The organism is Pseudomaricurvus alkylphenolicus, assembly GCF_011683955.1.
Classification (GTDB): domain Bacteria; phylum Pseudomonadota; class Gammaproteobacteria; order Pseudomonadales; family Cellvibrionaceae; genus Pseudomaricurvus; species Pseudomaricurvus alkylphenolicus.
This window is the reverse complement of sequence record NZ_JAAQPI010000001.1, coordinates 427,397-451,499: the sequence shown is the minus strand read 5'-3', so window position 1 is coordinate 451,499 and position 24,103 is coordinate 427,397. Positions and strand designations below refer to the sequence as shown.

Below are 24,103 nucleotides of genomic sequence, written 5' to 3'. Positions count from 1 at the left end.
GCGAAAATCACGAGGAAACACACATGAGTGGAACAGTATTGGTAGCGACGGTAGGGCAGGGTGTGTTGCGCAGCGCCGACGATGGTAAAACCTGGCACCGCCTGGGCCTGGGCCAAGACGTCGAGTTTGATGCGATTATTCGCTCACTGGATATGCACCCGGGCTCACCGGAAGTGATCTACGCGGGGACCGACACTGGCCTGTGTGTCAGCAATGATGCCGGCAGCAAATGGGTCCAGTGCGACACGCCGTTTAAAGGCGAAACCGTGTGGAAGGTAGCGGTGGATCCCAAAGACGCAGACCGGATTTTTGTGGGTACGGGCGCGCCGTCACGCGCGGTTCTCTGGCGAACGGAAGATCGCGGTGAAACCTGGTTTCGGGCACCAGTAGAGATTCCTGAATTCTGTGCCGGAGTGAATCGTCCGCGCCTGCTGGCATTTTCCTATGATCCCACGGACCGTAACAAACTGTGGTTTGGCCTGGAAGAGGGTGGTCTGTTTTACAGCGACAACGGCGGTGATAACTGGGAGCGGGTCGATAGCCGCCTGCTGTGGGAATACAACTCGGATATCCACAACGTCCATGTGTTGCCAAACAGCGGCAACAAAGTGGTGGTGGTGGTGTGTGTCAACGCCATCTATCGCAGTATGGACGACGGTGTGACTTGGGAAGGGGTTAATCCAGAAGATGCCTTCGGGCTGTATTACGCCAGGGCAACGGCAACACCCATGGGCAGCGAAAGCACCTTGTATCTCAGTATCTCTGACGGTACCCCGGGTACCACCAGTAAAGTGCTGGTTTCTCGTGATGCTGCGCAAACCTGGGAGGTGTTGCCTCTGCCAACCCAGCCCAACTCCTGTATCTGGGGCATTCACGTCAATCCCGCCGACGCCAACAAAGTGGTGATGGGGACCAAGTATGGCCATCTGTTTACCTCGGAAAACCAGGGTGACGGCTGGCAGAAGCAATGGCGTGAATTCAGCGAAATCGCCGACGTATTGTGGACGCCGGCAGAGGCACAGATCAAGGCGGCGCATCAATCCGTTATTGAAAATTAATCCGTCATTACAAGCCAGTGAGGCTCTATTATGGAAATCAAAGTTAACCGCACCCACATTTCGTTGTTTGTCTCAGACCCCGTATCCTCAGCTCGCTGGTATGAACACGTGCTGGGCATGGAAGAGAGTGCCCGCGGAGAGGCCTGGATCATGATGTCCTTTGGTCAGAAGCACCACGACATAGCGTTGATTCAGGCGGAGTCAGGTGCCCAACAGGGTGGATTGGGGCTGCAGCACTACGGTCTGGAAATCGAGGGTGACGAAGAAACCCTGCGCCGACTCTACGGCATGTTGCTGAACAAAAACGTCGAGGTGGTTAAAACCACCGATCATGAAATCGGCAAGGGTGTCTACTTCAACGACCCCGACGGCAATCGCCTGGAATTCTTTCTGGAAACCGAACACGACGACGAGCTGGCCAAGGCCCGCTTTAAGGCAGCCAACGCCCCTAGCCGACTCATTGAACTCGACCCCCTGTTTGACTGAATACAAGGTAATACAACATGAAAGAAGCAAATTTCGGCCCGTATCATATCCGCAAGTGGTTCTCCTTTCAGGAGGAAACCCTGGCGAATGAGAGTGGTAAATTGGCCGACGGTGAGCCGGTATACAAGTACGTGGTCGCAGCCGCTATTCACAACCCTTACGCCGGTGAATACAGCGATTCGCTGGAAAGCCTCATAGAGGCCTCCCCCGAATTGGGGCGTGAATTTGGCCGTCGCATCCAGTCACTGGCGGGGGATCGGCCGATAGAAAGCTACGGTAAGGCCTGTTTGGTAGGCGCCAACTGCGAGTATGAACACGGCAATGCTTTCCTGACCAACCCGGCTGCCAATCCGGTTCGCGACGCCGTGGGCGGCGCCAAATCCTGGGTACCTTCCACGGGTAAGCGTGGTGCGCCTGGTGTGGTAATTGATGTACCCCTGGCTCACAAAGATGCGCTCTACGTGCGTTCTCACTATGACACCATTTCCATATCTTTTAATGACGGTCCCGCCCCCGACGAAGTGATCATTATATGGGCCTTTGCTACACGCGGTCGTCTGCACGCGCGGCTTGGTGGTCTGGCCGTTGAAGATGTTAAGGGCGAAGACGGTCTGGTGTGATGACGATGACCCCCGATAGTGGCTACTTTCAACACGATGGCCTCAACCTGCATTACTTGCGTTGGGGTGAGCCGAAGTGCTTGCCCATTGTGATGCTGCACGGCCTTCGGGCTTACGCCCAAACCTGGCAGTCTCTGGCGGCGGAACTCGCTGAAGAGTTCTGTTGCTACGCATTGGATCAACGAGGGCGGGGTAGCAGCGACTGGGGGCCAACCGGTTCTTACCACACTGAGGTGTATGTGCGCGACCTAAAGGCACTGGTCGACCATCTCAACCTGGAACGCTTTATTTTGATAGGCCACTCCTTGGGCGGCACCAATGCTCTGGAGTTTGCCCGGCAATACCCCGAACGGGTGGCTGCCCTGGTAATAGAGGATATTGGTCCCGGTTCATCGAATCGCGGTGAAGGGTCGGAGCGCATTCGCAGGGAGATGCGCAACACCCCTCTGGTGTTTTCGGACTGGGAGGAAGCAGAGAACTTCTGGCGCAAGGGGCGTCCCAATTTGACGGCGGAGGGAGTGCGGTCTCGCTTGCAATACTCCATGCGGGAAGATGAACAGGGGGGTATCGTCTGGAAGCATGATCAGTCGGGTATCGCCGAAGCGCGGCTGACGATCACACCTACCGATCTATGGCCGGCAGTGGAGTCCATGAATTGCCCTACACTGTTAGTGAGGGGCGGGCAGTCGGATTTTCTCCCCCAGGAAACTGTGAACCAAGTGATGCAATGCAATGCCAACTTTCAGGCCGTGGAGATATCCGGAGCCAGTCACTACGTACACGATGATTGTCCCGAAGCCTTTAATCGAGCCGTGACGTCCTTCGTACGCGAGCAGTTGCAATGAATATAGCCATAAATGAATAACCGTGGGTAAAGAGCAATGAGAAAGGAAAAGACACAAGTCGTTATTGTAGGCGGTGGTCCCAACGGGGTGACCCTGGCCAACTATATGGGCCTCTATGGCATTGATGCGGTTGTGGTTGAAGTCGAAAAGCAAATCCTCCCCTACCCAAGAGCTGTGGGAATGGACGACGAGGCCATGCGGGTACTGCAAACCGTTGATCTGGCTGAGCCCGCCATTAAAGACATGATCCAAAATGTTCCGCTCCGCTACTACAATGCCCGCGGTGTTTGCTTTGCAGAAGTCAAACCGGCGGCACGTCAGTACGGCTGGCCCATGCGCAATATTTTTATGCAGCAACTGACCGAGGCAACACTGCGGGAAGGGCTGGGGCGCTGGTCCAATGTCGACCTGAGACTCGGCCATGAAATGCAGGAGCTGACCCAGGACGAAAATGGAGTAACACTGACGGTCAAAAGCGGTGACGGCGACTCTTATCAATTGCAGGCTGACTATGTCATTGGTGCCGACGGCGGCCGCTCTCCGGTACGAAAACAGCTGGGGATTAAACTGGAGGGTATTACTCACCCCAGAAAGTGGGTAGTGGTCGATGCTGCCAATGACAAGCTGGACGCACCCTATACGGCCTTGCATGCCGACCCTTCTCGCCCATTTGTCTGTATTTATCTTCCTTACCAATATCGTCGCTGGGAATTCATGTTGTTCGAACATGAAGACGAAGAAAAAATGTGTGAAGAAGGTAATATCCGAAATCTCATTCGCGGCCATATCGGTGATGCTGCAGACGAACTGGATATTGTTCGCATCCGCGCCTACACCCATAACTCCCGAGTGGCGGAAACCTTTGTCAAGGGCAGGGTGGTACTGTCTGGCGATGCCGCCCACATCACACCACCTTGGGCGGGTCAGGGATTAAACTCCGGGCTTCGTGATGTTGGCAATATTGCCTGGAAAATTGCGGCAGCGGCAAAAGGCCTGGTCGGCTCCGACATTTTGCAAAGCTATGACAGCGAACGCCGTGGTCACGCCACTGATTTGATCGCCCTTGCCGACAATATGGGCGCAGTATTGGGATTGACCGATCCTTTGATGGCAGGCGTACGCGACTGGATATTCAAGGCGGTGGATTCAGTGGATAATCTGCGTGAGCACCTGGTCCAGTTCAAATTTAAACCCAAGGCGATGATTACCAAGGGCATCGTGCATCACGACTCTCCGGATATCCGTCGCGATACCATGGTAGGCCAGTTGTTTATCCAGCCCGACGTTGAGGATTGTGAAGGTCGTCGCAGGAAGTTTGATGAAATTCTGGGCCCTTGGTTCTCCATTGTCGGGTACCGTGAAAACCCAACGGACTATTTGTCCGAAGAGCACAAGGTATTCTGGGAACAGTTCAACACCCGCTACATTCAGGTTAATCGATCCCGCAGTGGCCTCAGCTTTGACGAGCGCCTGGAAAACAGCAATTCGATATCGGTGGAGGATGTGGACAACGATTTGGCCAACTGGTTTAGCGACGCTCAGGATAGAATCGTCGTGGTACGCCCGGATCGATTTGTCGCGGCCATTACCAGCCCCGCCAGATTAAACGAAGCACTGGATGGTCTGCGTAAGAAGCTGGGTGGATAAAGGGCGAGATGATGACGGCGACAGTAGAAATTGCGACAGAAGCACTGATGCGGGCATCACAAAACTCCGTTTCAGTGGAAAGGTTGACGGCTCTGGAGGAAATGCCACTGCAAGTGGGTTACCAAATTCAGATGGACAACCTGCGTCGTCGTTTGGAGTCCGGTGAGGTTCACACCGGTTGGAAAGTGGCGATTACCAATCAGAAAGCACTGGATAAATTCAGTGTCACCGAGCCTGCGTCTGGTCCCCTGACACAATCTATGGCGGTGATCAACAGAGGCTCTATTCCGCGAAACGAGCTGCTGCGGCCAAAGCTCGAAGCGGAATTGGCGTTTATCGTCGGAGAAAACCTGACGAAGAGCTGCGATAACGACGAGCAACTGTTGAATCATGTCGCCAGCGTCGCGCCTGCTATCGAAATTGCTGACTGCCGCATTCGTGACTGGGCATTTAACGCTACATCCTTTGTTGCCGATAATGCAGCCGCCGGGAAGTATTGCCTGGGGGAGGCGCTACCCTTTCATCAGTGGGACAGGTCCGGTCCTCAATGTGACCTCTTTATCAACGACTCACCGGTTGCCCAAGGTCAGGGCAGTTATGTGTCGGGAGGTCCGATCGCCAGTTTTCTGTGGCTGATCAAATCGCAACTGCGACAGGGCGGCATGCTCAAGAAAGGCGATGTGGTACTGACGGGCAGTATGACACCGCCGTTGGATATTCATCCCGGAGATGATATTCGCTTACGTATGTTTGATAACGATGTTCAAGTGCATTGGGCGCAATAGCTCCAGGAGCGACAGGTAATCCGATGAAACCCTCAAACCATCTAAACAGCAATATTCCTGCGGCCAGAGTTCTCGGCCTCAAGTCTTTGATCGCGGTCGGGGTGGGGCTGGTGGTGTCACAGGGCATCATGGCGCTGATGCTACAGGGCGTTGGTATTGCCGGCATCGGGTTTCTGTTGCCCATGACGTTAGCATTTGTGATTGCCCTGGCCAACGCCGCCAGCTTTTCCGAGTTGGCTCTGATGTTTCCCAAGGCGCGAGGCTTTAGCGAATACACCGAAGTTGCCCTGGGTCACTTCCCCGCCATGATGGGGGCTTATTCGGGCTATGTGGTGGTGGCGATGTTCGCCATTCCCACGGAGCTGATGCTGGTGGATCTGCTGGTGGGTGCGCTTTACCCCGGCGTGTTTCCTCCTCTGGTATTGGGGTCTGGTGTGCTGGTACTGTTTACCGTATTGAACATTATCGGTGTGGATGTCTTCGCAAAAGCTCAAAGTGTGCTGGCGTTTACCATGATCCTGTCACTGTCTGTATTGGGACTGTCGGCATTGGCCGGTGAACCCTCTGCGGATGCCACTTTTGCCAATCTGTTTACCCAGTGGAATCCCTCAAACGTTGATTTGTTTGCTTTGGTGACCATGGCGATCTGGGGATTTGTGGGTGCGGAATTTGTGTGCCCGCTCACCCAGGAATGCAAATCTCCTGAGCGCAATATTCCCCGCGCCATGTTTCTCAGTACCGCGATTATCTTTACCGTGTTTATTATTTACTGCCTGGGAGCGCTGCACTATGTTCCCGCCGAAAAACTGGCGGGAGGCCCGTTGCCCCATGTCGACTATGCCAAAGCGGTATTTGGCGATTCCGGACTTGTTTTCATCACCATTGCCGGCCTCACGGCGGTCTGCAGCACTGTCAATACCACCCTGGCATCTGTACCCAGAATGCTGCAGGGAATGGCGCGGGATCGCCAGGCGCTACCACAGTTTATGGTGCTGCACCCGAAGAGTGGTACTCCGTGGGTCGCAATTGTGTTTATGGCGCTGTTGGTTGGCATACCCATGGCGCTGATGTCGGCGGAAGATATCAGCACCATGTTGATTTCTGCCTCGCTCTGTTGGTTGCTGGCGTATCTGATTGCTCACTGCAGTGTGCTGGTGTTGCGAAAGCGCCTGCCGGAAAAGTCCCGACCCTTTAAAACCCCGTTCTACCCCATGCCGCAACTGATCGGTATCGGCGGTATTACCTATGCATTGCTGCACGCGGCGCCGTCCCCGGAGCTGGTCGGCCAGATCTACGGCAACACCGGGCTGGTGCTGGGGGTTGTGTCAGTCGCCACTTTGCTCTGGATTAAATTTGCAATGAACCCTGGTCAACTGGAGGTGCGTCATGAGCACTAAGTTTGAGAACGGATTGAAGCTGCGCAGGAATACGTTGGGAGCGGAGTATGTGGACCGTTCGATTGACAACGCAAACGCGTTTAACCAGCCGTTGCAGCAGCTGGTCACCGAGTACTGTTGGGGAGACGTCTGGCAGCGGGAGGGGCTTGCCCTCAGGACCCGAAGTCTGATCAATCTGGCGATGTTGACCGCGCTCAATCGCCCCAAGGAACTGGCGTTGCATATACGGGGAGCATTGAACAACGATTGCAGCGTAGAAGAAATACGCGAGGTTTTGCTGCAGACCGCCATTTACTGCGGCGTACCTGCTGCCATCGACAGTTTTCGGGTCGCGGCGGACATTTTTGAGGAAGTTGGCATTACTTTGGACGAGTAGATCATACCTAACAACTCTTTATAAAAACGTGAAAACCAAAAAGTGGAGAAACAGCCATGAACAAAGTCAAGTCTATGGGCACTGCAAAGTACTTTACTTACGCAACGTTGGCAGCGGCGATCAGTGCGGCCAACGTATCGGCGGCAGTACTAGAGGAAATTGTAGTGACTGCTCAAAAACGAGAGCAAAGTCTTCAGGACGTCGGAATTTCGGTATCGGCATTTTCCGGTGATCAGATGAAAGATCTCGGCGTGACCAATACCGTGGAAATTACAGAACAGGTTCCAGGGTTGCAGCTAAATACCTGGTCTCCCACCATTACCATCTTTAACCTGCGCGGTGTGTCCCAGAATAACTTTACGGACAATCTGGAAGCGCCGGTAGCGGTTTACATTGACGACTCCTATGTTGCCAGTATGAACATGATCAGTGGTCAACTGTTCGACGTTGAGCGGGTAGAAGTGTTGCGTGGGCCCCAGGGAACATTGTTTGGTCGCAACGCGACCGGCGGCGTTATCCACTTTCTGACCAAAGGCGCTGACGAAGAAGAGCTCAATGGCTATATAGAAGCCACCGTTGCGGACTACGACAAGATGAGCATCGAAGGTGCGGTGGGTGGCGCGCTTTCTGATAATGTCCGCGCCCGTGTTGCTGCTCGTTGGGAGCAGTCTGATGGCTATATCGAAGCCGCTGCTTTCCCTGAGGGGAATCCCCGAGCCAGCAGCGGCGAAGATCTGGGTGGCAGCGATGGTTACGCATTCCGCGGTGCCTTGCAGATCGATCTTAACGACAAGGCAACATTGGAGCTGATGTATAAATACACCGAGGACGAAGATGTACCCACCGGAGGCTACAGCTTTCTGCCTTATGGCGACAACACTGAGGCCTATATCCCTCCAGAGTTTCAAGACTTTGTCACCAATGTAATTAGCGCTCCGGCAGAAGCCACTGGAGATATTTTCTTTTGCCCGAGCCAGCTCGACTGCTTTGCGCCGGTTAATGAGGCGGGTCTAACCATCTTTGAAGGGGATTCTCCGACCCCGCACAAGCACTTTTCTGACTACGAAGGTTTCTTTAACCGTGAGACCCAGAACTTTACCGCGCGTCTGGATTGGGAGCTGGATAACGGTATGGAGCTGGTGTCGATTACCAACTATGCCGATATGGATAAATTCTATACCGAAGATGGTGATGGGATTCCGGTGTCCATTATTGAGTTCACCACCATTGCCGATTTTGAGCAGCTCTCCCAGGAAATTCGGCTTTCTGGCAGCACTGACTCAACCCGCTGGCAAGTAGGCGCCTTCTGGCTGGATATGGAAACCAATGCCGACGTGATCACTCGTGGAGCGCCGGTATCCGGCGTGGCGGCCGGGCTGGGTTTTGATCCGGCAGCGTTGACCAATCCTTCGGTGGTACAGGACTATACGTTGGAATCGTCGAACTGGTCCGTTTTTGGTCAGGCAGAGTTTGATCTTAACGACAGTCTGACATTGATCGCCGGTTTGCGTTGGTCCCAGGATGACAAAGATATGCGCTTCCAGACGGGATTTGTCTCAGAAACCGACGGTATAAACGTACCAGGCCTGTTTGATTTGCAATCTGCAATCGCCGAGGCTGGCGGCGGTGATCAGGATAACGTCGACTACGGTGACTACGCCGCCAGGTTGCAATTGGACTGGCGTCTGAATGACGGTACCCTGGTATTCGCATCATTCAATAGGGGTATTAAGGGCGGTAACTTTGCACCTTCCGCCAACGTCGGTGTGTCCAACATCAAACACGATGAAGAGGTGCTGAACTCCTACGAAATCGGCATCAAAACGGAAATGATGGATGGGCTTGCCCGTCTTAATGCCACGGCATTTTACTACGATTACGAAGACTACCAAGCCTTTACCTTTTCCGACGCCACACCCAGCGTCGCCAACGCGGATGCCACCAATGTGGGCGCGGAATTCGAGCTGTTCCTGACCCCTAACGAACACTGGGACATTATGCTGGGCCTCTCGTATATGGACTCTGAGGTGGATGGTGTACAGACGCCACAACAGCAAGTGACTCCTGTCGGGTTTGAGGTGGACTGGCCGGTGGATATTCTGGACGGAGTCGAACTGCCCAACGCGCCAGCCTACAGCCTTAACTATCTGTTCCGCTATAACTGGGACATGCTGGGCGGCAATGCGGCGGTCCAGATCGACGGAACTTACTACGATGATCAGTATCTGGAAGTCACCAATGGTGGGGGTGCTCTGCAGGAAGCTTATGGCGTGACCAACGCTAATGTCAGCTGGACCAGTGAAGACGATACCTGGCAACTGAAAGCGTGGGTTAAGAATCTGGGTGATGAAGAATACAAACTCTACAACCTGGACCTGGGAATTCTTGGCTCAACCGCGTTCTATGCGCCTCCGCGTTGGTACGGTGTAACTGCAAATTATAAATTCTAGCGTCAGGTGTCCGGACGGTCCTTTTTCAACAATCTGATCAAGGGCCGTCAGTCCGAGAACTCTCTTATCCACCGATTATAGGAAACCGCCTCTTTGATGACTAAAGCCGTCTTCTTTCTGTTGAACTTTGTCATTGCGTTGAGCGCAATACCGGTATCCCAGGCGAGTACCTCCCCGAATGACTCTCCTAATCCGACTCGTCCAAATATTTTGCTCATTGTCGCAGATGACTTGGGATACGCAGACCTTGGCAGTTATGGCAGTGAAATCGAAACACCAAACCTCGATAAACTGGCAAATGCAGGTGTTAAGTTTACCAATCTCTACGCTGCACCTACCTGTTCCCCTACTCGGGCGATGTTGTTGTCAGGTACCGATAATCATATTGCGGGCCTTGGCAATATGGCTGAAGAGATGGCCTCAAACCAGCAAGGCAGGCCGGGATACGAGGGCTATTTAAATTTCAACGTCGTGTCAGTAGCCTCTCTGTTGCGCGACAGCGGCTATCGTACGTATATGAGCGGTAAGTGGCATCTGGGACTGGAACAACAACACAGTCCTTTCGCCCGAGGCTTTGATCGGTCCTATACCCTTCTCCAAGGTGGTGGTGGACACTTTGATGATTTGCCCATTATTGGTCCGGAGAGAGCCCTCTACCGCGAGGACGGAAAACTGACCAAACCGCCCAAGGATTTCTATTCCACGGAATTCTACGTGGACAAACTGATCAGCTATTTACAGAACGACCGGCCACAGGCTACAAACCCCTCAGGCCGCCAACCGTTTTTTGCCTATCTGGCGTTTACCGCCCCCCATTGGCCGCTACAGGCGCCGGCCGCCAGCATTGAAAAATACCGTGGCCGCTACGACAGGGGCTATGATCATGTCCTGGAAAAACGTCTGAACAGAATGCGAAAACTGGGATTGATTGATTCCACTCTGTCTGCCGGCCCCCGCTTTCCGGGGGAGCGCCCTTGGGAACAACTGACCCGCGAAGAGCAAAAAATGGAAGCTCGCAAAATGGAAATCTTCGCAGCGATGGTGGACGACCTCGATCACCATGTTGGACGGCTGCTGGACTATTTGGAGCAAATCGGTGAGAAAGACAACACCTTTATCTTCTTCCTGTCCGACAATGGCGCAGAGGGGCATCATCTGGAGCGTGGCTGGAAGGATCTGGATGACTGGGTGGCACAATGCTGCAACAACAGTTATGACAATATGGGCGAGGCTGATTCCTACGTCTGGTATGGTCCTAACTGGGGAAGAGTCAGCAGTGGGCCTCTGACTTATTTTAAAGGTTTTACCTCAGAAGGGGGAGTTCGTGTTCCAGGATTCGTCCACTATCCAGTGGCGAAGAGAACCGGTGAAGTCAGCAATGCATTGGTTACTGTAAAGGACTTTGTGCCTACGGTACTGGAATTGACCGGTGCGGATTATCCCAAGGGGAGTTACAGGGGGCATAAGATTGTGCCGCTTCAAGGGACCTCTATGTTACCCTATCTGAACAAGCAAGCAGAAGAAGTGCATGATGCAGAATATGCTATGGGCTGGGAACTGTTCGGTAAGCGAGCCGTTCGCCAGGGCGATTGGAAAATCGTATGGCAGTACAAACCATACGGAACGGGACTATGGGCGCTGTATAATCTCAATAATGACCCTTCAGAAAGCAGGAATCTGGCAAACCTCTATCCAGAGAAGCTAAGGGAAATGATCGAGCAGTGGGACATCTATGCGCGAGACAATAATGTGATCCTGCCTGATCATGCCAATGTGCATTACTAAGCTCGCTAACTCAAGACACAGGGGCATTGCAGTTGAACCATCGACAAATCCGTTAAAGGCTACGTCGGCTGCGGTTGAGCACTACTGCCATAGAGTTCAATGGCGTCGAACACAATCATAATGGCGTCGGACTCGTGCTCCTGCACGGTTTTGCGAAGCAGCGGAATTTGATCGCGTTTGACGGTCATAAACATAACATCGCGTTTGCCGGGTTGATCGATGCGATCACAGTGTAGCAGCGCTCCCGGAGAGCACAGATTTTTCTGAATCTGCGGCAGCAATTGTGACACGTCATGGCAGGAGATATGAACGGATTTAACGTTGGGTCTGCCAGTAACGATCAAGTCGATCATTTTCCCCGTCACGAAGATACTGATGGCACCGTAGAGTGTTGTTTCCAACTCCATAAACGCCAGCGCGGAGAGTGCCACAATCAGGCAATCCAGACCGAACATCATCCGTCCCACGGCGATGTGAAACCGATCGGCCAGTACCCGTGCCAAAATGCCCCAGCCACCCGGGGCGGCACTGCTGCGGAATGCCAAGCCAACGCCAATTCCCGTCAACACGCCACCAACCACGGCACTCAGCAAGCGATCTTCGGTGATAGAGATCTCCGGGCACAGGTAATAAAACAGGTCTGACGCCATTGAAGTCATCAGGATAAAAGCCAGTGTGTGGAGTAGAAAGTCGCGACCGAATGCCTTGAGCCCAAGAATCATCAGCGGCGCGTTCACCAGAGCCATAATCAGCCCTGGTCCAATGCCGGTGAGGTGATTGGTCATGATGGCGATACCGGATGCTCCACCAGCAGCAATTTTTCCCTGGGTGAGAAAAAACACGATGCCCGCTGCCATGCTGACGCTGCCCAGTATCAGGTTCAGGTATCTGATCGCGTTTTCGGACTTGAATGTCATTGTTTTCTCTTGGAGGCATTTCAGGATTGCGGAACAGTGACGGGATGTCAGCCCAGAACATTATCCGTGCCTAAGGGATTCAGCACAATACACACAAAATTTACAATGACTACCTACTAAGAGGGGTGGAAGTCGAGGCCGTTAGGGAAATATTCTATCAGAATTGGTACTAAGCCAGATTGTAGGGGCATGATATCCGCGCGACAATTCAACGCCCCTTCAGTCCGGCCTCGGGAAGTTAATGAATCTCAAGTATCTTTAATGCTCAAGCGAGAAACCAAATACTCGATGCTCTTTGGTGTAAGTCACCATGCGTATTTAACGAAGGCTATAAACCACATTGCCGTCCATTACGGTCATCGTTACTTTAACATCACTGAAGGTATAAGGGTCTGTTTCAAACAGGTTCTTGTCAAGCACAACAAAGTCCGCTTTTTTGCCGACTTCCAGCGAGCCGATTTGATCTTCCATGCGCAGTTGATAGGCTGAACCCAGGGTATAACCCCGAATCAGGCTGGCGATATCCAGTCGTTCGGAAATATTCGGCTGGATCGGCGCATCGCGCTCGCCCGTCTCCTGGCGGGTGTGACCGATTTCCATATTAAACACCGGTGACATGCCCAGCGTGCCGGCTCCGGAGGCGGGAAAGTCACTGCCAAAGGCCAGGGTCACGTCGTTTTCTTTAAAGCTGTTATAACGGAAGTAACGATTAAACTGATCTTCGCTGACGTACTTTTGACCTTGTGAATCGAACGATGTCCAAAGAGGTGTACTTTGAGCCACCACACCCAGCTCGGCGAAGCGTTTGATAGACTCGTCGGTAACCACCTGTACATGGCAAATGGAATAACGACTGATTGAATCCTTGTGTGTTGTCTTTGCCAGCTCAACAGCGTTCAGAGCCTCGTGAACGGCACGTTCGCCCAGCGCATGAATATGAACATCGATATCACGCTTGGCTGATTCGCTTACCAGGTCGTTCATCTGCTCTTGGCTAAATACGGTCTTGCCATTATTGCCGGGATCGCCCTGATAATCCTCAAACATCGCCGCCGTCTTGCCTTCGATGGTACCGTCATTCATGATCTTTAGCATATTGACGTGAAAGCGATCGCTCTTGCTGGTTCTGCGCAGCTCTTCAACACGATCAATAGCACCGTCGATCTGATCGGCACTGACGATCGCGTGTGAACCCACATAACGAACATGCATCTTGTTGGCGTCCTGCAGCTTTTTCAGCACACTGACTTGATGCTCGGCTGCATCAAAAGCGCCGGCATCGAAAACAGCCGTGATGCCATAGCTGTTCATGATGTTAAAGACCAGTTCGGAACCTTGGGTGATGGACTCCAGGGTGATCACGTCCAAGTCTTCCATCGCCTTGCCGGCGGTCCCTTCCAGCAGGTAACCTGTCGGCTCGTTGCCGTCGCCGCGTTTGTAGTAGCTGAACCCCGGGGCAATATCGGGAGTGTCTTTGGTGATATTGAGCACTTCCAGCGCTTTGCTGTTGGCCCAGGCGCCGTGAAAGCCTTCATCCATCAGCAGTACCGGACGATCAGAGACCACTTTATCCAACATGGCCTTGTGCGGACCATCGGCGCCAAAGGCCGAGGCCAGAAAGCCATAACCGAAGATAACGGGTTTGTCCTGGTGCTGCTCGGCGTAGTCGCTGACGGCTTCTACCCAATCCTCGGGGCCGGCAAAGGTATCGAGCGCTAAAGCCAGCGCATAGGCGCCGCCCATCAACGGATGCATGTGAGAGTCCACAAAGCCGGGCAGCATCATTTTGCCGCCAAGGTCTGTAACACGGGTGTCCCCGTCGGCGTATGCCGCAACACCTTCATTGGAGCCCACGTAGACCAGCTCGCCATTTCTCACGGCTACCGCTTCAGCCCAGGGTTGGTCGTCATCTACGGTGTATACGCTCGCATTCAAATAAACGGAATCTGCGGCAGGAACCCGCATACCCCCAGCTTCCAGCGCTGTCTTACAACCCGCCACAAATAGCGCGGTTCCAGCCAGGCCCGCCGTAAGCCACCCCAGATAACGTGTGTTCATGGACTCTCTCCCAGGTTTTACTGCCAAAATGTAAGTTGCGACTCATATTTTTGCATTATTGTGCTGCCTGGCGCAAGAATAAATTGAATAATTGTTCGGCTAATGGCTGATTTTATGGGTGCTAGGTGTCGCCGTTGAAAGCTTAATAGCTCTTCAAAATCAATTGGATAACTGTAATTTCTGGTGTTGGGCTGAGCTGAGGAAATCTTTGATATCTTGAGCGATCTGACCAAATTGATCCTCGAATGTCGCTTGCTGATGAAGTGATTTCACCGCCTGGTCATATGTTTGAGCAAGGTTCTTGTTGCGCTCATTGATCAGAAAGGACAGGTACAGATAGCTATCGGCAACGAATTCCTTGTGGAACTGATTTAACGGAATTCCAAGGCGGTCAGCGAGAGCGGTAATGGTCTGGTCACTATCCAAAAGGCATGGCAAACGACCTCTGGCCAGCATCTTTAAACCCAGGTCGGCGGAGTTAACCAGAGTTCTCTTTGGCAGCCCGAGAAGTTCTTCATAGTGATACCCCCGTGTCCAGGCATAAGAGGTGTCTTGCCAGCTGCCTTGGATATTGGAGACACAAATCGCTATCAAGGTTTCTTTGGCGATGGGGTGATTAGGGGTCAGGAGATTAAAATTGAACAGCCCCTTTGTATAATTGGACGAGTAGGTTCCCACGATGGCATCAATGGTGCCATTAGAAAGCAGCGAGGAAAGTCGCTTGAATGGGGACAATTGGATCTTGACCTTATAGCCCGCCGGCACATAAGCGGCCCGAAGCAGTTCCAGCACGGGGCCGCTGCCGTCCTGATTGACGTAACCAGGCCAGTAGTCAGTGCCAAATAACAGCGTCTGATCGTTCTGATCGGCCACCAGGGAAGTGCAGGTACCACCAAAGATAAGTACGGCAAGAAGAGCGCACAACTTCATGAAAGCCTCTGAGTACCTGTATTGCTGACACTGAAACTCTCAATATAGCCTAATTTGCCACCATTATAGGGCTCAATAGGCCATGCATGCCGGTATCGTTATGGCGTGCGGCGGGGGCTTCAGGCGAGGGCTGCGGGGTTCGTTCAAACCAGGGATCTGATTAATTTGAAGTCCTCGTTTGATCTGGGTCAAAAATGGAGCAATCTGTGCACGCAAAGCGAAGATTTGACTATATGGTGCTCTCCGTCAAAGAAAGTGAATACAACTAAATAAGTATTAGCCAACAGAGAGAAGCATTATGTTTTGCATCCAATGCGAGCAAACTCAGAATCGTGATAATAACCCGGGTTGCCAGCTGAGCCGGGGGTTGTGTGGCAAAGAAGCGGAAACCGCCGACCTGCAGGATCTGCTCAATTACATTCTGATGGGGATCAGTATGTATGCCCATCGCGCCCGCGCCCTGGGCGCCGCCGATGCAGACGTCGACCACTTTGTGGCGCCTGCGTTTTTTACCACATTGACAAACGTTAACTTCGACGCCGACCGCTTTGTCGAGTTGATTGGAGAGGCGATCGAAGTCCGTGCCAAAGCCCGAAACCTCTATACCGAAGCTGCTGAAGCCGCAGGGCAGGCTGCGCAAGAACTCCATGGACCAGCCACCTGGTTGCCCACCGCGCTTAACCGCCAGGCGCTTCAGGCTCAGGCCCATATTGCCAGCATCGCCCAGGGCGACACCCACGAAGATATTTTTGCTATGCAGTGCCTGCTGATTTACGGCCTCAAGGGGTGTTGTGCCTACTACACCCACGCGTTGGAGGTTGGAAAAGAGAGCGAAGAAATCTATGCCGGCATTCACCAGTATATGGATTTTATCGCCAGTAAATCCCAGGAGCTGAATGCGCTGATCGAAGCAGCGATGGGCATTGGTAATCTGAATCTGAAAGTGATGGCGTTGCTGGACGAAGGCAACACTGATCGCTTTGGTCATCCCGTTCCGACGCAAGTTCGTGTCACACCGGTAAAAGGCAAAGCGATTCTGGTGTCAGGTCACGATCTGCAAGATCTTCACGAGCTGCTGAAGCAGATCGAAGGCAAAGGTATTAACATTTACACCCACGGTGAAATGCTACCCGCTCACGGTTACCCGGAACTGAAGGCATACTCTCATCTGGTGGGTAATTACGGTGGCGCCTGGCAAGATCAGCAAAAAGAGTTTGCCAACTTTCCCGGCGCAATACTGATGACGTCCAACTGCTTGCTTAACCCTAACGTCGGCGGCTATCAGGAGCGCATATTCACTGCCGGGCCTGTGGGCTGGAACGGTATTGGTCATATCGAAAACCGCAACTTCGCTCCCCTGATCGAAGCGGCTGTGGCGCAGCCGGGTTTTGCGGAAGATCAGATCGAACAATTTGTTTCCGTCGGTTTTGCCCGCAACAGTGTTTTAGGAGCGGCGGACAAGGTGATTGACGGGGTCAAATCCGGAGCCATCAAACACTTCTTCCTGATCGGTGGCTGCGACGGTGCCAAACCGGGTCGCAATTACTTTACCGAGTTTGCCGAGCAGACGCCGGATGACACCGTAATGCTCACCCTTGGCTGCGGTAAATTCCGTTTTAACAAACAACAGCACGGCGACATTGGTGGCATTCCCCGTTTGCTGGACGTCGGTCAGTGCAACGATGCCTACTCAGCCATTCAAATCGCGGTGGCTCTAGCGGACGCGTTCGACTGTGAGGTGAATGATTTGCCACTGACTTTGATCGTGAGCTGGTTTGAGCAAAAAGCGGCCGCCGTTTTATTGAGTCTGCTGGCGTTGGGCATCAAGAATATCCATCTGGGCCCCTCGCTTCCACCGTATCTGTCACCGACCGTGGTGAACTTCCTGGTGGAGACGTTTGATTTGAAACCCACCGGTAATGCACAGCAGGATATGGAGGCCATTCTCAAGGCCTCGTGAACGGTTTTAAATTGTACTCACGTACCAACTAAATAAGAAAACCTTGTGGTTATGTTCCGGGACAGTGTCAAAACATTTGACACTGTCCCGTATAAACCCCAGTCTGAAAAAGTCGTAAAAAAATCTTTTCAAAAGAAAACAGACCATTAGATAGCAGGACCCTTTCTGCGGTGTGGAATATGCGTAGTTTTCCACACCTAACTGGTAAACTCCGGAGAATAGGTCATGTGCAAGCGGAATACACGAATACTCGCGACGTTGCTGTCGATAATTCTGTTGGGACTGGCCACGTTGACCTCTGCCAATACTATCCCCATGGGTAATACGCACCTGGATACGCAGACGCCCACGTTTATCGAGTTCAATCCCCCTCAACTTCCAGCCGGTTTTTTTGCTCCCAACCCCAACTTCGCGGATCCGTTCTTTGGTCCTTTCTCTCCCCCTCTTATTGAGCTGGAGGGTTTGGGCGACCCCGACACCATCGTGAGACGAAAAGAAGATATCGTTCTTTCCAATATTGGTGATACGGCCACTGTTGATATCGAGATAGTCGCGTTAAGTTTGCGTTCAGTAGAGCCTTTTCAGGTTGACGTTGGTGGACAAACTCAGGATTGGATGCTGGATATTACTTTGCCGTCGTCCGTCCCTCAGCCCTTAGGGCAAATGACGATCGAAAGAACCTCCAACGAAGGAGGCACTTTCTTGGCTACCTTGCCAGTCATGCCTTTGTTGGTTTTTACACGGCAAAGTGACAATGAGCAGCTTTTTCATGATCAATCCACTTTCCTGTTGCAAACTGCGTTTCCGGCCAACTGGTTTGGTTTGGATGAAGGCATATTTTTCCCCGAACCCTTTGCCTTGACGAATGGCATCCCGAATTCGGGTTCTCCGGGTGGATTCGATCCTCCGTCCCAGATGCCATTTGTGTTCCATTCTGTGGAACCTGTATCTTTACCTTCAACCATCGTGTTGTTAGTGCTGGGGCTACTAATGGTCAGGCCGCGTTCCAAACGAAGTGCAATCTCCAAATAATGCCCCGTAGCTTTCCTTTAACATTCAAGGAGAATTCGCGGCTCTACTAGTAACGATATTTGGCTGACACTCTCACCGTTCTGGGTTCGAGTGGATGGTAGTGAACGTCCTCCACTGCGTTCACTTCATTGGAAAGCCGTGACTCGTAAAAATAGTCGATGTCGTGATCATTGCTGTCGAACAGATTCAATACATCAGCTTCCAGAGTCAGGGGGCCGCGCTTGTAGCCCAGCCGAAGGTTGGCAACGGTTGTGCTGTCCGAAGTTATGTCACCGCTTTCTTCCAGGGGACGCTCACCGAAGTATCGCAAACGCAGGCTGCCAAACCAGCCGTTGTGGAACTGCGCATTAATGCCGGCTTGCCACACATGCTCAACGGCACCGGGAATATGATTGCCGTCGGGACTTGAATCGGAGAATTCGGCATCTGTGTAAGCGTATTCCAGATCGAGATTCCAATGCTCATTCAGGCGAAAATAAGCCGTGAATTCCAGCCCCTGACGTTCGGATTCACGGCTTGTTTCAGTATTACCGGCATCGCCGACAAACAGCAGTTCGTTGTCGAGTTCCAGATGCCACAGCGCCAGTGAGGTATTCAGCCGCTCGGTGATAAATCCACGAAAACCCACTTCGTAACCCAGTGAGCCAACCAGGGGATCAACGGCATCTACCCCGGCGCCATTGGCGGGATCAACCGTAATGGTTGTGCCGCGGGCATCGTTGGAGTGAAATCCTTCGCCGATGGATGCATAGGTTTCCCAGTTGCGATTCAGCGTATAAACGATGCTGGCTTTTAATGAGGTCAAGGCGTCCTGTTCGTTGCCACTGTTGCCATTGAGATCAATGCCGAAGGTATTGTTACCGGCGAGGTTGTCCACTTCAAAATCGAAACGGTCATGACGCAGCCCGATAATTGTCTTCAGATCTTTTGACCACTGCAGCTGATTTTCCCAGTAAGCACCGATACTGAACTCATTGATGGCATCGCGTCTTACCGTGCCCAGGCGTTGCCGACCTTGAGTTTTGTACAGGGCAACTTCGTCGATATCGTCGTAGCGAAGTTCGACTCCCAGCCGATTGCGCATCGGTTTTCCGAACAGCGATTGCAGTTCAAATTGATAGTGAATGGCTCCGCCGTAGATCCAGCGTTTGTCCGCCTGTTCAAACTGATCACCGTTAACAGAGTCGTCCAAGTGGTAGGTAAAGTTTGACCATAAATTCATATCGTAACGAATGGCATAGGCCGACCACTGCCACTGCTGGTTTTTCCATTGGGCGTTGACACTATAGCGACTGGACTCTCCGCCGGCAGAGTCATCAATAGACCCCAACTCATCAATGATATGTTGCCTGACCGCTCTATGCGGAATTTGATCTGCACTGTTCCAGCGGTTGTCGTAGCCCATAAAGGCGAGACTCAACTCGCCGTTGAGCCAGGGCCGAGTGTGTTTTAACAACACATTGGTTTTGTCCAGATCCTCATCGACATCCTTCCAGGGGCCCTGGTAGCGATTGTGCTCAACTGCATAGAGCAGATGACCACCCGCGGCAGCCATGCTATCGGTGAGCAGTAAACGACCGTAACTGTCCTCTCCCAACGAGATTTCCGCTTGCCCCTGATTCCGTTGTGTGAAGGTCTGCATGGCGGCGCTGCCGGCGCCACTGAAATCTCCAACATCGGCGTAGTAGGCGCCTTTTTTATAGGCAAGGGTTTCGATGGTCTCCGGGATAACAAAGTTCAGATCCGTATAACCCTGCCCGTGGCCATGGCTGCGCATATTGATGGGCATGCCATCGATAAAGGTGGCAAAGTCGGTACCGTGGTCGAGATTGAAACCGCGAAGAAAATACTGATTAGCTTTACCGGTGCCGCTGTGCTGTGTCACCACCATACCGGGTACCAGCTCAAGCACTTCGCCGGTACGCAATAATGGGCGAATAGCGATTTCCTCCTGCCCCACCAAACCCTGGGACGCACTCTGCGAAGCACCTATCAAATTAACCTGTCGGCCAGTGACCTCCATTTCCTCTATAGAGTCGGATTCTGAAGTGTCGCGAGCCGAGTCTGACTGAGCAGTCAGGCCGTGGCTCAAAGCCGCTATGGCTAACGTTGAACGGAGTAGGGTTGTTCGCATCAAGTGCTCCACAGGTGGTTACCGGTTGACGGGCAGCAAAAATCGGCTATGGTGCCGGGTAAGGACTGAAAGCATAGATGTCGTTGTTTTGGTTGGCAATTAAAAATTGTATATTTATCAATAGGTTATGTTATTTCTCGATTTGTGTGTCGGGTTTTGACGGCGCCGATTGCCAATCGGTTTTAAGAGCTGGCGGTCATTGCCAGTCATAGAGAAAGAGTGATGTTCAAACGTAAAACCCAGGTCAATGCTCTGCCGCAGTTAGGTGAGTTGGAATTATCCGTGATGGATGCCCTGTGGCTCGCACCTGGTCAAGGGGCTAAAGACATTCATGCTGCGCTGCCCCGGCAGCAACGCTCCAGCCTCAGCACGGTGCAGTCCACTCTGGAGCGATTGTTCCGCAAGGGTTTACTGACTCGAACAAAACAGGGCCATGCCTATCTCTATCATCCCAAGCTCGAGCGCTCCGAATTGATGGGGCGCCTGATCGGTGGTGTCATCAAGCAGCTGCACAATGGCAGTCTGGAACCCATCCTTTCCAGCTTTGTGGACTTTGCGGATCGGATGGATGACAACACGCTGGATCAGTTGGAACAGCTTATTCACCAACGGCGCCTGCAACGCTTGGAACAGCAGGAGGAGAGCGATCATGATTGAGTGGTTCGCCTCGGTGTCGCTGATGTTATTGGGGCTCTGGTTTGCGTTGGCCTGCCTGCTACGCTTGTGCTATCCGGTGATCCGATCGGCAGTGATTGGTGGTCACGCGCCCCAGGCCAGTCTGTTATTACTGCTATATTCCGCTGTACCGTTGGTTGGCAGTGTCTGGCTGGTATCGAGCCTCTATTGGCCTGATGTTGCCCGTTGGTTGGTGGTAGAACACTGCCACTCCGGTTTATGCCGACCCCACGGGCCTGTGAATAACCTGGCGATTTGGCCGGCATTGTGCGTCGCACTTTATGTGGCTTGGCGGCTAATACAGAAGATCCAACAACTTTATCTGCCCTCCCAGCGGTTGCTCAAACAGCTACGGTTCGTCGGCGTTCGGAGACAGGGCTTTTTTGAACTGCCAGACTCTCAGGTAGCCGCGTTTACCGTGGGTGTCTGGCGGCCGGATATTTTTCTCAGCAGCGGGCTGCTCGAACGATGCAGTGAGCAGGACGTTGTCACTGTTCTAGCCCATGAAAAAGCGCACCAGCGACGACTCGACAATTTGCGTCGAATCCTTATTGGCATGCTGCTGGCACCTTTGCCGCAACCCATGTCTCGTCGGTTGTTTGACGACCATCAGCTATTGTGTGAAAAAGCCTGTGATCAGGCGGCAGCTGACCAGGCCGGGCCGGAATCTGTTGCTGAGGTCATCGTCAAACTGGCGCGTTGGCAAAAAGCGGCGCCCGCTCATGCCAGTGCGTTTGCCGACAGCCATGCCCGCTTGCGAGTGGAGTCATTGCTGGCGCCGTTTCCCAAAGCCAATCCCGGACTCTTTGGGTTATTGGCAATTACCATCGTTGCCCTGCTGTGGTTGGCTGATCCGCTGCACCATCTGTTGGAAGGCTGGCATTAAACAGAATGTCGCTGCTTGATCAGAGCGGCAATTCGAGCAAATCACAACATGTAGTGGTGGGGTCTGCCAAAAATCGAGGTTTTAAACACCCCTAACCACAATATATGGTGTTCAAAAGCTACACAATCGGGCCCGGTCTGGCTATAATCCGCGCCATCGGGCGGATTGGATGTAGTCGCCCGTAAATATGTGTTTAAAAGAAACTCAACTTTTTGGACCCCATAGGAACCCTACATGCCAAAAGCAAAAAAAGTAGTAGACCCAATCGCCGCAATGGAAAAAGAAATTGCGACTCTCCAGGCCAAACTCGGTAAGGCCCGCGACAAAGCGGTTACCGAAGGAGAGAAGGCCGTTGCCAAGGCCCAGGCTGCTGCGAAGAAGCTGAGTGAAAAGCAGAGCAAGGTAAAGGCTCGTCTGGACGCCGTTCGTTCCAAGCACAAGACCAAGCCGACTGCCGCGACCAAGAACCAGCTGGCCAAGCTGCGTACTGATGCAAAGGCTGCTACCGCTGATGCTAAAGTCGCCAAGCAAGCTCTGGCTGCCGCCAAGCAGGCTCTGACTGAAGTGAAAGGTGCGCAAAAAGTCGCTGCCGGTCGCGCTGGTGCCGTTGCCAAGCACGATGCCGCTCAGGCCAAGAAAGCTGTTGCATCCGAGAAGAAGAAAGCTGCTGCTGCCAAGAAGCGCAAAGCTGCTACCGGTACCAAGGGTAAGGCCAAAGCTGCGAAAGCCGCTGCCTGATCCGTTTTGGTATAAAGTAGCCCCCGTGCCGCCGAATGTGGTGTGCATGGGGGTGACCCCAAACTGGGTGATTCTATGACCGAACAACAGCGTAACAACCCCCTGCATGGCGTCAAGCTGGAGGCCCTGTTAACCGAACTGGTCGAACACTACGGCTGGGAAGTATTGGCCCAGTCGATCAATATCAACTGCTTTAAAAGCAATCCCAGCATCAAATCCAGCCTCAAATTTCTCCGCCGCACTGCCTGGGCAAGAGAGAAAGTAGAGAGCTTCTACCTCTATAAGTACAAGCGATTACCCAAACCCGACGATGTACAGTACCAATTGCCCCCTCGCGATCGGATTGTGCCTATGGATCAGAAACCCCGCAGTCCGGCGGTGATCGAGGCAAAAGAGAAAAAAACCGAGCAGGATGTGTGGAGCAACTGGCGGAGCAAGAAGCCTTCAGATTCTCAGGACTGAGTTGATTCAAAGCGCTGGATCACCCAAAGCGCGACGAGTGCCATACCATCGATATGGCATTGCCAAAATACTCTGCTATCTTCGATGGGTTTTATAAAGGAAGCTCGGGCTCAATCGAACCCTAATCAGAACAGACACCGATTTCAATCGATATTGATCAAAAACAGGGTGGTTGCCTTGATCTTATCAACAATCCGACGCCTGGCGGCCGGCTTAAGGCTGTCGGGTCGAGTTGTGACAATGAGTCCATCAATCATTGAGATCAATAAGGTGGCTTGTTCTCTGGCATCCCTTTTGGTTAGGTCCGGTTGGGCTTCAGAGATCATCTGGGCAAGTTGAGAGATTTGCCATTCGTACATATTGTGGTGATGTCGGGCTGCTGTTTCATCATGGCTGGACAACGACCACAAATGGGTAAAAAAGCCGATCGTTTCTGCTTCCCAGTTGTCGTAGGTTAAATATTCAACAATTCGAAGCAGCTTTTCTCTGGGCTCGTCTGTAGAGTCATAGATTCGCTGATATTCCTCCTCATATCGACTGGCGGTGTCATTACATATTGCTTCCACCATGTCGCTCCAAGTGGGGAAATAATACTGAACATTGGCTAGATGCATGCCCGCCTGAGCGGCAATGCTGCTCATGGAAAGCCGTGTGTCATCTTCATTGGCGAGAATTTCACGGGCGGCGTTGAGTATCTTGCGAACTTTTTCCTGGCCTTTTTTTCTTACCGCAGTGCCGGGTTTATGTCCGTGGATTGCTTCATTCACAGTATATATCCAAAGTGCCTGTCAGGTTTCATTCGTATCCCAGTTCTGAGATTCACAAAACCAAGATGGGTGTGCAGAAGCCAGTGTAACCGATA

The 24,103-nt window shown here is 52.6% G+C and carries 21 protein-coding genes; 16 read left to right on the top strand and 5 right to left on the bottom strand.

Annotated elements, in window-relative coordinates:
• Positions 1-23 precede the first annotated feature (23 nt).
• The 10 genes from HBA55_RS01780 (at position 24) to HBA55_RS01735 (ending at position 11,449) form a co-directional block, all read left to right on the top strand.
• The gene (locus tag HBA55_RS01780; protein WP_166986183.1) at positions 24-1,058 is read left to right on the top strand and encodes a sialidase family protein; all 1,035 of its coding nucleotides are present in this window, start codon (positions 24-26) and stop codon (positions 1,056-1,058) included.
• A 30-nt stretch (positions 1,059-1,088) separates the two neighbouring features.
• Entirely contained in the window at positions 1,089-1,544 is a 456-nt protein-coding gene (locus HBA55_RS01775) for a VOC family protein (RefSeq protein ID WP_166986180.1), read from the top strand.
• A gap of 17 nt (positions 1,545-1,561) precedes the next feature.
• Positions 1,562-2,164, top strand: a complete 603-nt coding sequence (locus tag HBA55_RS01770; RefSeq protein WP_166986177.1) for an amino acid synthesis family protein — start codon at positions 1,562-1,564, stop codon at positions 2,162-2,164.
• Between the two features lie 5 nt (positions 2,165-2,169).
• Positions 2,170-3,009 carry an alpha/beta fold hydrolase gene (locus HBA55_RS01765; protein ID WP_166986174.1) on the top strand — a complete coding sequence of 280 codons (840 nt, stop codon included), beginning with the start codon at positions 2,170-2,172 and terminating at the stop codon, positions 3,007-3,009.
• A 36-nt stretch (positions 3,010-3,045) separates the two neighbouring features.
• Complete coding sequence (locus HBA55_RS01760; protein ID WP_166986171.1) at positions 3,046-4,656, top strand: bifunctional 3-(3-hydroxy-phenyl)propionate/3-hydroxycinnamic acid hydroxylase; 1,611 nt, start codon at positions 3,046-3,048, stop codon at positions 4,654-4,656.
• Positions 4,657-4,664: 8 nt separating this feature from the next.
• Positions 4,665-5,441 (top strand): 2-keto-4-pentenoate hydratase, encoded by a 777-nt coding sequence (locus tag HBA55_RS01755; protein ID WP_166986168.1) that lies wholly within the window; start codon positions 4,665-4,667, stop codon positions 5,439-5,441.
• Positions 5,442-5,464: 23 nt separating this feature from the next.
• Positions 5,465-6,838 (top strand): APC family permease, encoded by a 1,374-nt coding sequence (locus tag HBA55_RS01750; protein ID WP_166986165.1) that lies wholly within the window; start codon positions 5,465-5,467, stop codon positions 6,836-6,838.
• Positions 6,828-7,214, top strand: a complete 387-nt coding sequence (locus HBA55_RS01745; RefSeq protein ID WP_166986162.1) for a carboxymuconolactone decarboxylase family protein — start codon at positions 6,828-6,830, stop codon at positions 7,212-7,214. Before HBA55_RS01750 ends, HBA55_RS01745 begins: the two co-directional genes overlap by 11 nt.
• A gap of 56 nt (positions 7,215-7,270) precedes the next feature.
• The gene (locus HBA55_RS01740) at positions 7,271-9,664 is read left to right on the top strand and encodes a TonB-dependent receptor (protein WP_166986159.1); all 2,394 of its coding nucleotides are present in this window, start codon (positions 7,271-7,273) and stop codon (positions 9,662-9,664) included.
• 96 nt (positions 9,665-9,760) lie between these two features.
• The gene (locus HBA55_RS01735; protein ID WP_166986156.1) at positions 9,761-11,449 is read left to right on the top strand and encodes an arylsulfatase; all 1,689 of its coding nucleotides are present in this window, start codon (positions 9,761-9,763) and stop codon (positions 11,447-11,449) included.
• A gap of 59 nt (positions 11,450-11,508) precedes the next feature.
• Here the strand turns inward: HBA55_RS01735 and HBA55_RS01730 are convergent, their stop codons facing one another.
• The 3 genes from HBA55_RS01730 to HBA55_RS01720 form a co-directional block, all read right to left on the bottom strand.
• A complete protein-coding gene (locus HBA55_RS01730) occupies positions 11,509-12,366 on the bottom strand; it encodes a YitT family protein (protein WP_166986153.1) in 858 nt (285 codons plus the stop codon).
• Positions 12,367-12,684: 318 nt separating this feature from the next.
• Entirely contained in the window at positions 12,685-14,424 is a 1,740-nt protein-coding gene (locus HBA55_RS01725) for an amidohydrolase (RefSeq protein ID WP_166986150.1), read from the bottom strand.
• 159 nt (positions 14,425-14,583) lie between these two features.
• Positions 14,584-15,354 (bottom strand): type 2 periplasmic-binding domain-containing protein, encoded by a 771-nt coding sequence (locus tag HBA55_RS01720; protein ID WP_166986148.1) that lies wholly within the window; start codon positions 15,352-15,354, stop codon positions 14,584-14,586.
• 298 nt (positions 15,355-15,652) lie between these two features.
• On the opposite strand from HBA55_RS01720, the gene hcp reads away from it, so the two are divergent.
• Positions 15,653-17,314, top strand: a complete 1,662-nt coding sequence (gene hcp / locus HBA55_RS01715) for a hydroxylamine reductase (RefSeq protein ID WP_166986144.1) — start codon at positions 15,653-15,655, stop codon at positions 17,312-17,314.
• A 225-nt stretch (positions 17,315-17,539) separates the two neighbouring features.
• The gene (locus HBA55_RS01710; RefSeq protein WP_166986141.1) at positions 17,540-18,346 is read left to right on the top strand and encodes a hypothetical protein; all 807 of its coding nucleotides are present in this window, start codon (positions 17,540-17,542) and stop codon (positions 18,344-18,346) included.
• Between the two features lie 46 nt (positions 18,347-18,392).
• On the opposite strand, the gene HBA55_RS01705 is transcribed toward HBA55_RS01710, so the two are convergent.
• Entirely contained in the window at positions 18,393-20,480 is a 2,088-nt protein-coding gene (locus HBA55_RS01705; RefSeq protein WP_166986138.1) for a TonB-dependent receptor, read from the bottom strand.
• Between the two features lie 222 nt (positions 20,481-20,702).
• On the opposite strand from HBA55_RS01705, the gene HBA55_RS01700 reads away from it, so the two are divergent.
• From HBA55_RS01700 to HBA55_RS38320, 4 genes are all read left to right on the top strand, one after another.
• On the top strand, positions 20,703-21,137 hold the full coding sequence (locus HBA55_RS01700) for a BlaI/MecI/CopY family transcriptional regulator (RefSeq protein WP_166986135.1): 435 nt from the start codon (positions 20,703-20,705) through the stop codon (positions 21,135-21,137).
• Positions 21,130-22,041: a M48 family metalloprotease gene (locus tag HBA55_RS01695; RefSeq protein ID WP_166986133.1), complete on the top strand. Its 912-nt coding sequence runs from the start codon at positions 21,130-21,132 to the stop codon at positions 22,039-22,041. Before HBA55_RS01700 ends, HBA55_RS01695 begins: the two co-directional genes overlap by 8 nt.
• Before the next feature lie 234 nt (positions 22,042-22,275).
• Positions 22,276-22,779 carry a hypothetical protein gene (locus HBA55_RS01690; RefSeq protein ID WP_166986130.1) on the top strand — a complete coding sequence of 168 codons (504 nt, stop codon included), beginning with the start codon at positions 22,276-22,278 and terminating at the stop codon, positions 22,777-22,779.
• Between the two features lie 75 nt (positions 22,780-22,854).
• The gene (locus tag HBA55_RS38320; RefSeq protein WP_166986128.1) at positions 22,855-23,241 is read left to right on the top strand and encodes a VF530 family protein; all 387 of its coding nucleotides are present in this window, start codon (positions 22,855-22,857) and stop codon (positions 23,239-23,241) included.
• A 143-nt stretch (positions 23,242-23,384) separates the two neighbouring features.
• Here HBA55_RS38320 and HBA55_RS01680 read toward each other — a convergent pair whose 3' ends face one another.
• Entirely contained in the window at positions 23,385-24,008 is a 624-nt protein-coding gene (locus HBA55_RS01680; protein ID WP_166986125.1) for a TetR family transcriptional regulator C-terminal domain-containing protein, read from the bottom strand.
• Positions 24,009-24,103: the final 95 nt, after the last annotated feature.

Bases quoted from the DNA above. Each gene is read 5' to 3' on its own strand.
- HBA55_RS01780 (WP_166986183.1), top strand. From the start codon at position 24: ATGAGTGGAACAGTATTGGTAGCGACGGTAGGGCAGGGTGTGTTGCGC.
- HBA55_RS01775 (WP_166986180.1), top strand. From the start codon at position 1,089: ATGGAAATCAAAGTTAACCGCACCCACATTTCGTTGTTTGTCTCAGAC.
- HBA55_RS01770 (WP_166986177.1), top strand. From the start codon at position 1,562: ATGAAAGAAGCAAATTTCGGCCCGTATCATATCCGCAAGTGGTTCTCC.
- HBA55_RS01765 (WP_166986174.1), top strand. From the start codon at position 2,170: ATGACCCCCGATAGTGGCTACTTTCAACACGATGGCCTCAACCTGCAT.
- HBA55_RS01760 (WP_166986171.1), top strand. From the start codon at position 3,046: ATGAGAAAGGAAAAGACACAAGTCGTTATTGTAGGCGGTGGTCCCAAC.
- HBA55_RS01755 (WP_166986168.1), top strand. From the start codon at position 4,665: ATGATGACGGCGACAGTAGAAATTGCGACAGAAGCACTGATGCGGGCA.
- HBA55_RS01750 (WP_166986165.1), top strand. From the start codon at position 5,465: ATGAAACCCTCAAACCATCTAAACAGCAATATTCCTGCGGCCAGAGTT.
- HBA55_RS01745 (WP_166986162.1), top strand. From the start codon at position 6,828: ATGAGCACTAAGTTTGAGAACGGATTGAAGCTGCGCAGGAATACGTTG.
- HBA55_RS01740 (WP_166986159.1), top strand. From the start codon at position 7,271: ATGAACAAAGTCAAGTCTATGGGCACTGCAAAGTACTTTACTTACGCA.
- HBA55_RS01735 (WP_166986156.1), top strand. From the start codon at position 9,761: ATGACTAAAGCCGTCTTCTTTCTGTTGAACTTTGTCATTGCGTTGAGC.
- HBA55_RS01730 (WP_166986153.1), bottom strand. From the start codon at position 12,366: ATGACATTCAAGTCCGAAAACGCGATCAGATACCTGAACCTGATACTG.
- HBA55_RS01725 (WP_166986150.1), bottom strand. From the start codon at position 14,424: ATGAACACACGTTATCTGGGGTGGCTTACGGCGGGCCTGGCTGGAACC.
- HBA55_RS01720 (WP_166986148.1), bottom strand. From the start codon at position 15,354: ATGAAGTTGTGCGCTCTTCTTGCCGTACTTATCTTTGGTGGTACCTGC.
- hcp (WP_166986144.1), top strand. From the start codon at position 15,653: ATGTTTTGCATCCAATGCGAGCAAACTCAGAATCGTGATAATAACCCG.
- HBA55_RS01710 (WP_166986141.1), top strand. From the start codon at position 17,540: ATGTGCAAGCGGAATACACGAATACTCGCGACGTTGCTGTCGATAATT.
- HBA55_RS01705 (WP_166986138.1), bottom strand. From the start codon at position 20,480: ATGCGAACAACCCTACTCCGTTCAACGTTAGCCATAGCGGCTTTGAGC.
- HBA55_RS01700 (WP_166986135.1), top strand. From the start codon at position 20,703: ATGTTCAAACGTAAAACCCAGGTCAATGCTCTGCCGCAGTTAGGTGAG.
- HBA55_RS01695 (WP_166986133.1), top strand. From the start codon at position 21,130: ATGATTGAGTGGTTCGCCTCGGTGTCGCTGATGTTATTGGGGCTCTGG.
- HBA55_RS01690 (WP_166986130.1), top strand. From the start codon at position 22,276: ATGCCAAAAGCAAAAAAAGTAGTAGACCCAATCGCCGCAATGGAAAAA.
- HBA55_RS38320 (WP_166986128.1), top strand. From the start codon at position 22,855: ATGACCGAACAACAGCGTAACAACCCCCTGCATGGCGTCAAGCTGGAG.